9 protein-coding genes are annotated in these 7,782 nt (G+C 64.0%); 1 reads left to right on the forward strand and 8 read right to left on the reverse strand.

The window, feature by feature from the left end; all coding sequences use genetic code 11:
* Position 1 precedes the first annotated feature (1 nt).
* Positions 2 to 1,150, forward strand: coding sequence for an A/G-specific adenine glycosylase (mutY, locus tag A6M56_RS21100; RefSeq protein WP_045785728.1), 1,149 nt, complete (start codon positions 2 to 4; stop codon positions 1,148 to 1,150).
* Between the two features lie 16 nt (positions 1,151 to 1,166).
* On the opposite strand, the gene A6M56_RS21105 is transcribed toward mutY, so the two are convergent.
* From A6M56_RS21105 to lptB, 8 genes are all read right to left on the reverse strand, one after another.
* Positions 1,167 to 1,820, reverse strand: coding sequence for an LON peptidase substrate-binding domain-containing protein (locus A6M56_RS21105; RefSeq protein WP_045785729.1), 654 nt, complete (start codon positions 1,818 to 1,820; stop codon positions 1,167 to 1,169).
* A 92-nt stretch (positions 1,821 to 1,912) separates the two neighbouring features.
* The gene (gene rapZ / locus A6M56_RS21110; protein ID WP_045785730.1) at positions 1,913 to 2,803 is read right to left on the reverse strand and encodes an RNase adapter RapZ; all 891 of its coding nucleotides are present in this window, start codon (positions 2,801 to 2,803) and stop codon (positions 1,913 to 1,915) included.
* 94 nt (positions 2,804 to 2,897) lie between these two features.
* The gene (locus A6M56_RS21115) at positions 2,898 to 3,221 is read right to left on the reverse strand and encodes a PsiF family protein (RefSeq protein WP_045785731.1); all 324 of its coding nucleotides are present in this window, start codon (positions 3,219 to 3,221) and stop codon (positions 2,898 to 2,900) included.
* Positions 3,222 to 3,407: 186 nt separating this feature from the next.
* Positions 3,408 to 4,382: an HPr(Ser) kinase/phosphatase gene (gene hprK / locus A6M56_RS21120; RefSeq protein ID WP_045785732.1), complete on the reverse strand. Its 975-nt coding sequence runs from the start codon at positions 4,380 to 4,382 to the stop codon at positions 3,408 to 3,410.
* 70 nt (positions 4,383 to 4,452) lie between these two features.
* Complete coding sequence (gene ptsN / locus A6M56_RS21125; RefSeq protein WP_004633390.1) at positions 4,453 to 4,908, reverse strand: PTS IIA-like nitrogen regulatory protein PtsN; 456 nt, start codon at positions 4,906 to 4,908, stop codon at positions 4,453 to 4,455.
* 342 nt (positions 4,909 to 5,250) lie between these two features.
* A complete protein-coding gene (gene hpf / locus A6M56_RS21130) occupies positions 5,251 to 5,604 on the reverse strand; it encodes a ribosome hibernation-promoting factor, HPF/YfiA family (protein ID WP_045785733.1) in 354 nt (117 codons plus the stop codon).
* 51 nt (positions 5,605 to 5,655) lie between these two features.
* A complete protein-coding gene (locus tag A6M56_RS21135) occupies positions 5,656 to 7,155 on the reverse strand; it encodes an RNA polymerase factor sigma-54 (RefSeq protein WP_045785734.1) in 1,500 nt (499 codons plus the stop codon).
* Positions 7,156 to 7,262: 107 nt separating this feature from the next.
* Positions 7,263 to 7,782, reverse strand: a 520-nt coding sequence (gene lptB, locus A6M56_RS21140; protein WP_286758381.1) for an LPS export ABC transporter ATP-binding protein, incomplete at its 5' end; no start/stop codon positions are given.

Consider the following 7,782-nt stretch of genomic DNA (forward strand, 5'->3'; position numbering starts at 1 on the left):
CATGACCACCGCTGCCCGCCGCGCACCACGCACCGCGCAAGTTGCTCCCGCACTACCGCCGCTTCCCGATGATTTCGCCGTACGCGTGATCGCCTGGCAGCAGCGTCACGGCCGTCACCACCTGCCGTGGCAAAACACCGGCGACGCGTATCGCACCTGGCTGTCCGAGATCATGCTGCAGCAGACGCAGGTGAGCGCGGTGCTCGGCTACTACGCGCGTTTCATCGAGCGTTTCCCGACCGTGCAGGCCCTCGCCGCCGCGCCCGCCGACGACGTGATGGCCGCGTGGGCGGGCCTCGGCTATTACACGCGCGCCCGCAATCTGCATCGCTGCGCGCAGATCGTGGTTGCCGAGCATGGCGGCGTCTTCCCGCGCGATCCAGCGGTGCTGGCGACGTTGCCTGGCATCGGCCGCTCGACCGCTGCGGCCATCGCCGCGTTTTCGTATGGCGTGCGCGCTGCCATCCTGGATGGCAACGTCAAGCGCGTGTTCGCGCGCGCGTTCGGCATCGACGGGTTTCCTGGCGACAAGCGTGTCGAAGACACGATGTGGCGCATTGCTGAGTCGGTGTTGCCGCCGGCAGAAGGCATTGAGCCGTATACGCAGGGCTTGATGGACCTCGGGGCGACGGTCTGCACCCGCGGCAAGCCCGCGTGCCTGACCGGCGAGCGCGCCTGTCCGCTCGAATCGTTGTGCGAAGCGCGCCGTACCGACCGCGTGATGGAGCTGCCCGTGCCGCGCCCGCGCAAAGCCATACCGGAGCGTGCCGCCACGCTGGTCATTGCGCTCCACGGCGATGCGGTGCTGCTGCAGCGCCGGCCGCAGCGCGGTATCTGGGGCGGGTTGTGGTCGCTGCCGCTGGTGGGCGAGATGGACGATGCGCTCGATGCGCATCCGCTTGATGTGGCGGCCGTGCGCCAGGCGGCGCAGGGCTATGGGGATGTCTCGTCGGTTGAGCGTGCGGGCGCGCTTACGCACACTTTCACGCATTTCCGGCTGCACATGCACTTGTTGCGCGCCCAGATCACCACGCCCGCAGCGCTGGACGACAACTGGCGCTGGGTTCCGCTCGCGCGGCTGAATTCGGTGGGGTTGCCTGCGCCGGTCAAGCTGGCGCTCGAGACGTTGGTGCAGCCGAGCCTCGTCTAGCGCGGCCGGTTCGGCATCACAGGATGTGGTGCTGCTTCATGTAGCGATGGACGATCTCGATGCGCATGCCGGCGTCCATCAGCTCCATCAGCCTCTGCTTGGCCTTGAGCGGCACCGGCAGCAGTTCGCACAGCCGGTTGGCGACCCAACTGGGCCTGTTCCAGTCGTACGGTTCCATCATGGGGAGGTTGCCATCTTCGCGCGCGCCCAGCGTGGTGATGATGCGGCGCAGGGCGCCCACGCAATCGTCGAAGAGCTCGCCCTTGCAGTCTTCCACATCAGCGCCCAGGGGCTCCACGGTCCCGCGCATCAGGCCGTTGGCCGTGGTCTCGAACGACAGGACCCTGAAGCGCTGCGTGCCCCGCACCTTGATCATCAGCAGGCCGAGCTGCTCCATGTCGCATTCAATGATGTGGGCGATGCAGCCGACGTTGACGGGGATGGTTGGCGCATCCGAGGTGGCGACTTCGTTACCGTGCTCGATCAGGCATACGCCAAACGGTGTCTGATCGCGCAGGCAGGTGCGCACCATGTCGATGTAGCGTGCTTCAAAGATGCGCAGAGGCAGCAGGCCGCCAGGAAACAGCACCGTGTGCAGCGGGAACAGCGGCAGCTCGGTCGGCAGCGGCGGCAGCGGCGAGAACGGCGAGAGGGCGATGTCTTCTTGCATGGACTGGCTTTGGGCTGGCGGCGGCAAGATCTTCGCGTGGCGCCGCGCGAGCCGTACCCAAGCGACGTCGGCCCGCGCGCGTGGCGCGCGGCTCAGCCGTCTACGGCCAATTCGCGGTGGCGGACCAACACATTACCATGCGCCCGGAAGTACGTGGCAAGCCTTTCAGCGATGTACACCGAGCGATGCTGGCCGCCCGTGCAGCCGATGGCAACGGTCAGGTAGCTGCGGTTGTCGGCGATGAAACTCGGCAGCCACTTTTCAACGTAGGCGCGAATGTCTTCGGCCATTGCCAGCACCATCGGCTGGCTCTGCAGGAAATCGATGACGGGCTGGTCACGCCCCGTGAGCGGGCGCAACTGCGTGTCGTAATACGGGTTGGGCAGCGAGCGCACGTCGAAGACGAGGTCGGCGTCGGTCGGCACGCCATGCTTGAAGCCGAACGATTCGAACATCAGCGTGATGTCGTGCGGCTCATCGCTGATGAATTCCTTGATGTACGCGCGCAGGGCGTTGGTGCGCAGCGTGCTGGTGTCGATGCGGTGCGCCGGGTCGGCCAAGGGGCTCAGCAGCTCCCGCTCCATCTCGATGGCTTCAACCAGCGACGTGTCAATCCCCTTGGCCGCGGTCTGCGCATCCCGGACGTCCGGGCGGCCGTTGCGAATCGACAATGGATGACGCCGGCGCGTTTCGGAGTAGCGCTGCACGAGCGCGTTGGTGCTTGCCGTCAGGAACAGCATGCGCACGTCGTGTTCCTTGCGCAGCAGCGTGACCGTTTCGGGGACCTTGCGCAGCGACTCGCGGCTGCGGATGTCAGTGGCCACGCCCAGGTGCGTGTAGCCCTGATCTGCGAGATAGCCCGCGAGCTCGGGAATGAACTGGGCGGGCAGGTTGTCGACGCAGTAGTAGCCTGCATCTTCGAGCACGTTCAGGGCGACCGATTTCCCCGAGCCCGACATACCGGTGATGAGAATGATCCGCATGCCGCGAGGATAGCATTCCTGTGTTGCAAAGCAGCGATCCGAAAAAAAAGGCGACCTGCACGGCCGCCTTTCTGCTGCACGGTTAAGCGGATGCTCAGCCCTTCGAGAGGCACTCGCTCTGGGCCTTTTTGTACTCGTCGCCCTTCTTGCCCTTGTTGGCCTTTGCGCACGCGGCCATCTTTTGCTGCTGGGTCATCGGCGCGGCAGCCGGGGCGTCCGTCTTGCCAGACAGGCAGTCGCTCTGGGCCTTCTTGTATTCAGCGCCCTTCTTGCCCTTGTTGGCCTTCGAGCAGGCGGCCATGCGTTCCTGCTGCGACGTCTTGGCGGCGGGAGCGGCAGCCGGTGCGCTGGCCTGAGCGAAAGCCTGGCCGGCCAGGAACGGGAGCGCCAGGGCGCAAGCGGCAATCAGTTGTTTCATCGTGGATTCTCCTTGGGTGGCCTAAAGAAGAGCGAGCGGAGAGGGCCGCCGCGCTCGCGATGAACGCCGCCGCGTGCGTGCTCGGCGCATTCCTTCCCACAACGGGGAGGGCGCATGTCGGGTTGACGTTTCGCAACCAAAACTAGGGTAAAACCGGCCCTATTGCGAAACTATGTTTCGACATCGTTAAAGCAGCCGACCCTGCGGCGAGTGCGATGCGGCCTCGGCCTGCATGGCCGCGCGCTGGCGGTCCATGAAATCGCGCAGCGTGTCGATGCCCCGTAGGCGCAGGATGGTGTTGCGCACGGCCGCTTCGACCAGCACGGCCAGGTTGCGGCCGGCAGCCACCTGGATCTTCACCATGTGGATCGGCAAGCCGAGGACGTCGAGGTACTGCGAATCGAGCGGCAGGCGCTCGAACTCGCCATCGTTGCGGCGCACGAGCTGGACGATCAGCTTGATCTTCATCTTGCGGCGCACCGCTGTCTCGCCAAAGATCGTCTTGATGTCGAGCAGGCCCAGGCCGCGCACTTCCAGCAGGTTCTGCAGCAGAGGCGGGCAACGGCCTTCAATGAAGTCGGGCCCCAGGCGCACGAAATCGACGGCATCGTCGGCCACGAGCCCGTGACCGCGCGAGATCAGTTCCAGCCCGAGTTCGCTCTTGCCCAGGCCCGAATCGCCCATGATCAGCACACCCATGCCGAGGATGTCGAGAAACACCCCGTGCATCGTCACGCGCGGTGCGGAGATGCGCGACAGGTACAGGCGCAGGTGGTCGATGACGGCGGCCGACGAAATCGGCGATGTGAACAGCGGTGTGGACGACCGCGTGCAGCGCAGTTCGAGGTCCGGCGGCGGGTTCACGCCGTCTGCCACGACGAGGAAGGGCGGCTCCAGCAGGATCAGTTCGCCCATCTGGCGCTTGCGGTTTTCTTCCGACAGACGCTGGTAGTACGTGATCTCCGGCTTGCCGAGTACCTGGATGCGGTTCGGGTGGATGAGGTTCAGGTGCCCCACCAGGTCCGCCGCAGATGTGGCCTCCTTGGCGAAATCCACGTCGAATGCGCGGTCCGCGCCTTCCAGGCCGGCGACCCACGACAGCTTCAGGTCGGCTGCGTTGTCGTCGAAAATCGATTGGGCGGTGACGCCGGTCAGTTCCATAGCAGGGCAGGGCGGGCACGGTGCGTTCGCAATCGGTTGCCCGGTCAGGCGAAGGCCGATTGCGCCGCGCTCAAGGCCGCCAGTCGGTCAGTAGCTGGTGAATCGCCTCGGGCGACGGCAGGGTGGCGAGGCCTTCGCGCATGTCGCGATCGGACAGCAGTTGGGCGATTTCGGAGAGGATTTCCAGGTGCTGCTGCGTGGCCTGTTCGGGCACCAGCAGGAAGATGAGCAGCGAGACAGGTTTGCCGTCCGGCGACTCGAACGGCACTGGCTCGGACAGGCGCATGAAGGCCGCCAACGGCTGCTTGAGCCCCTTGATTCGGCCGTGCGGGATGGCTACGCCGGCGCCGAGGCCCGTGGAGCCCAGCGACTCGCGCGCAAACAGGTTGTCAGTGACGACGGCGCGTGCCACGCCGTGGTTGTTCTCGAACAGCAGGCCGGCCTGTTCGAATACCCGCTTTTTGCTGGTTACGCTGACGTCGAGGGCGATGTTCCCGGGCGGCAGCAGTTTGGCCAAGCGATTCATGTGCAATGCGTGAAATGAGCGGCGTCCCTCTGCACCAAATTGGCGCGCGGACAATCGGGTCATTATAGACCACGTGTCGCGCGGCTTTGTGCGGCGCACCAGCGGTGTGCCGGGCAGAGAGGCTGATCCCCCAAGGCTGCAATTGACCGGAGCCGGCAGTGCTTGCCCGGCATCGGCGCTCTTCTTGCCAGCATCGCGCCAAAAACCGCGCCACGCCAAGCATTCAAACTTTGTTCAGATTTTAGCCCGACTTAATTCCCATGCAATCGGATTCGTCGGCGGTGCACCATGGCATAAAAAAACCGCGCCGACTCAGGGCGCGGTCTTCATGATGCCGTCTTGCTATTGCTGCATCTGCGCGGCCTGGAAGGCCTGATGCTTCACGCTGTCACGGTCGTGTCCTTGAACACGGTCCTTGTACTTGATCACCTGCCTGTCGAGCTTGTCGACGAGTAGATCGATGGCCGCATAGAGATCTTCATGGTGTGATTCGACGAAGACGTCCTTGCCCTTGAGGTGCAGGTTGATTTCTGCGTACTGGCGACGATCCTTCTCCTTGTGGTTATCGACCGATAGCAGGACGCTGACGCCAATCACCTGATCGAAGTGCCTGATCACACGCTCCAGTTTCGTTTCCACGTACTCACGCAGCGCAGGCGTGATGTCCAGGTGGTGTCCACTGAGTTTGAAGTTCATAGCGGTTCTCCTTCTCACGGATGGGCCGCACCGGAACTGCCCGCGATGCGGCTATAAGGACTTGCGCAGATTCACTGCTGGGATCTTCAGGGCTTCGCGGTACTTGGCCACCGTCCGACGGGCCACCACGAATCCTTGTTCGCCTAACAGCTCGGCAATTCTGCTATCGGACAGAGGATTCTTCGGGTCTTCGGCTCCTACAAGTTGCTTGATGAGCGCGCGTATCGCAGTGGATGACGCAGCCCCGCCGGTTTCCGTCGATACATGGCTGCCGAAGAAGTACTTCAGCTCGAAGGTGCCCATGGGGGTCGCCATGTACTTGTTGGTCGTCACACGGGAGATCGTGGACTCGTGTAGACCCAGTGTATCGGCTATTTCCCGCAAAACCAAGGGCCGCATGGCGATTTCACCGTGCGTGAAGAAGCTCTTTTGACGCTCGACAATGGCTTGCGAGACACGCAGGATCGTATCGAAACGCTGCTGGATGTTCTTGATCAGCCAACGTGCTTCCTGCAGCTTCTGCTGCAGGTTGGCGGCGCCGGCTTCACCGCGGCTGCTGCGCAGGATCTGCGCGTACATGTCGTTGATGCGCAGACGCGGCATCACTTCGGGATTCAACTGCGCCATCCAGCCCGCACTGGTCTTGCGCACGACGACGTCGGGCACGACAAAGTCGGCCTCTGCGCGGCCGAACGCATGCCCTGGAAACGGCGCCAATGAACGAATGAGCTCGTGTGCCGCCTTGAGCGCCGGCTCGTCGACGGACAGTGCCTTCTTCAGCCGTGTGTAATCGCGTGCGGCGAGCAGTTCGAGATGGTGATTGACGATCGTGAGCGCGAGCGTCTTCGCCGGTGATTCGAGCCGGTGCAACTGCAGCGACAGGCATTCGGCGGCCGAGCGCGCGCCGATACCGGGCGGGTCGAAGCTCTGCAGCATGCGCAGCGCGGCTTGCAGTTCGTCGAGTTCGACCTCGAGTTCCGACGGCAGATCGGCGAGGATTTCGTCGAGTGTGCCCGAGAGATAGCCTTCGTCATCGAGCGATTCGATCAGGAAGATGACGAGGCCCTTGTCGCGCATCGACAGCTTGAGCGGCGCGAGCTGCTCCATGAGGAATTCGCGCAGCGTCGGCTCGGCTTCACGCAGCTGCATGGGCGCGCGGTCGTCTTCGTCCGATTGCGGCTTGCGGGCGAAGTCGTCGAGGCTCCAGTCGGAGCGGTCGGATCCGTAATCGCTGTCGAAGTCGGCACTGCTCTCGTAGCTGGTTTCGGGAGCGTCGGTGCTGTCCGTGCCGTTGGGCGCGGGCGGTGGCGATTCGGTGGGCAGCGGTGTGGCGCTGCTGCTTTGCAGCGCGTTGACGGAGCCATCTGCGCCGATGCGCGCGGACGTGTCGAGCCACTCGTTTTCCCGCTCCAGCAGCGGGTTTTCGGTCAGAGCCTGTTCGACTTCCTGCTGGAGTTCGATGGTCGACAACTGCAGCAGCCGGATCGACTGCTGCAACTGCGGCGTGAGCGCCAGATGCTGAGAGAGACGAAGCTGGAGCGACTGTTTCATGCGGGCTATTCTATGCCCAACAGTCGGCCGATGGAACGGATTTTGCTTTATGGTGCGCCCTTACCACGCACCCTGTACGCTCTAACGACGTAAGCGTGCGGCGCGGCTTACATCCGGAAGTTGTCGCCCAGATAGACTTTGCGCACATCCTCGTTTTCGATGATCTGCTCGGGGCGGCCGGCGGCCAGCACGGTACCTTCGCTGATGATGTAGGCGTGATCGCAGATGCCGAGCGTTTCGCGCACGTTGTGATCGGTGATCAGCACGCCGATGTTGCGGTCCTTCAGGAAGCTCACGATGCGCTGGATTTCGCCCACGGCGATCGGATCCACGCCCGCAAACGGTTCATCGAGAAGGATGAAGCGCGGCGACGAGGCCAGCGCGCGGGCAATTTCCACGCGGCGTCGCTCGCCACCCGACAGCGACAGCGCGGGGTTGTCGCGCAGGTGCGCGATCTGCAGGTCGTCGAGCAGCGCGTCCAGGCGGCGATTGACCTCATCCTGCGACAGCTTCTTGCCGTCCTGCTCCTGCAGCTCGAGCACGGCGCGGATGTTCTCCTGCACGTTGAGCTTGCGGAACACGGAGGCTTCCTGCGGCAGGGATGACAGCCCCATGCGGGCGCGCTGG

Origin of the sequence: Ralstonia sp. RL (assembly GCF_001683835.1) — a bacterium.
In the GTDB taxonomy this organism is placed as follows: Bacteria; Pseudomonadota; Gammaproteobacteria; order Burkholderiales; family Burkholderiaceae; genus Ralstonia; species Ralstonia mannitolilytica.

What these genes read in the sequence shown, in the direction of transcription:
- mutY (WP_045785728.1), top strand. Translation starts at nt 2, where the DNA reads ATGACCACCGCTGCCCGCCGCGCACCACGCACCGCGCAAGTTGCTCCC.
- A6M56_RS21105 (WP_045785729.1), bottom strand. Translation starts at nt 1,820, where the DNA reads ATGCAAGAAGACATCGCCCTCTCGCCGTTCTCGCCGCTGCCGCCGCTG.
- rapZ (WP_045785730.1), bottom strand. Translation starts at nt 2,803, where the DNA reads ATGCGGATCATTCTCATCACCGGTATGTCGGGCTCGGGGAAATCGGTC.
- A6M56_RS21115 (WP_045785731.1), bottom strand. Translation starts at nt 3,221, where the DNA reads ATGAAACAACTGATTGCCGCTTGCGCCCTGGCGCTCCCGTTCCTGGCC.
- hprK (WP_045785732.1), bottom strand. Translation starts at nt 4,382, where the DNA reads ATGGAACTGACCGGCGTCACCGCCCAATCGATTTTCGACGACAACGCA.
- ptsN (WP_004633390.1), bottom strand. Translation starts at nt 4,908, where the DNA reads ATGAATCGCTTGGCCAAACTGCTGCCGCCCGGGAACATCGCCCTCGAC.
- hpf (WP_045785733.1), bottom strand. Translation starts at nt 5,604, where the DNA reads ATGAACTTCAAACTCAGTGGACACCACCTGGACATCACGCCTGCGCTG.
- A6M56_RS21135 (WP_045785734.1), bottom strand. Translation starts at nt 7,155, where the DNA reads ATGAAACAGTCGCTCCAGCTTCGTCTCTCTCAGCATCTGGCGCTCACG.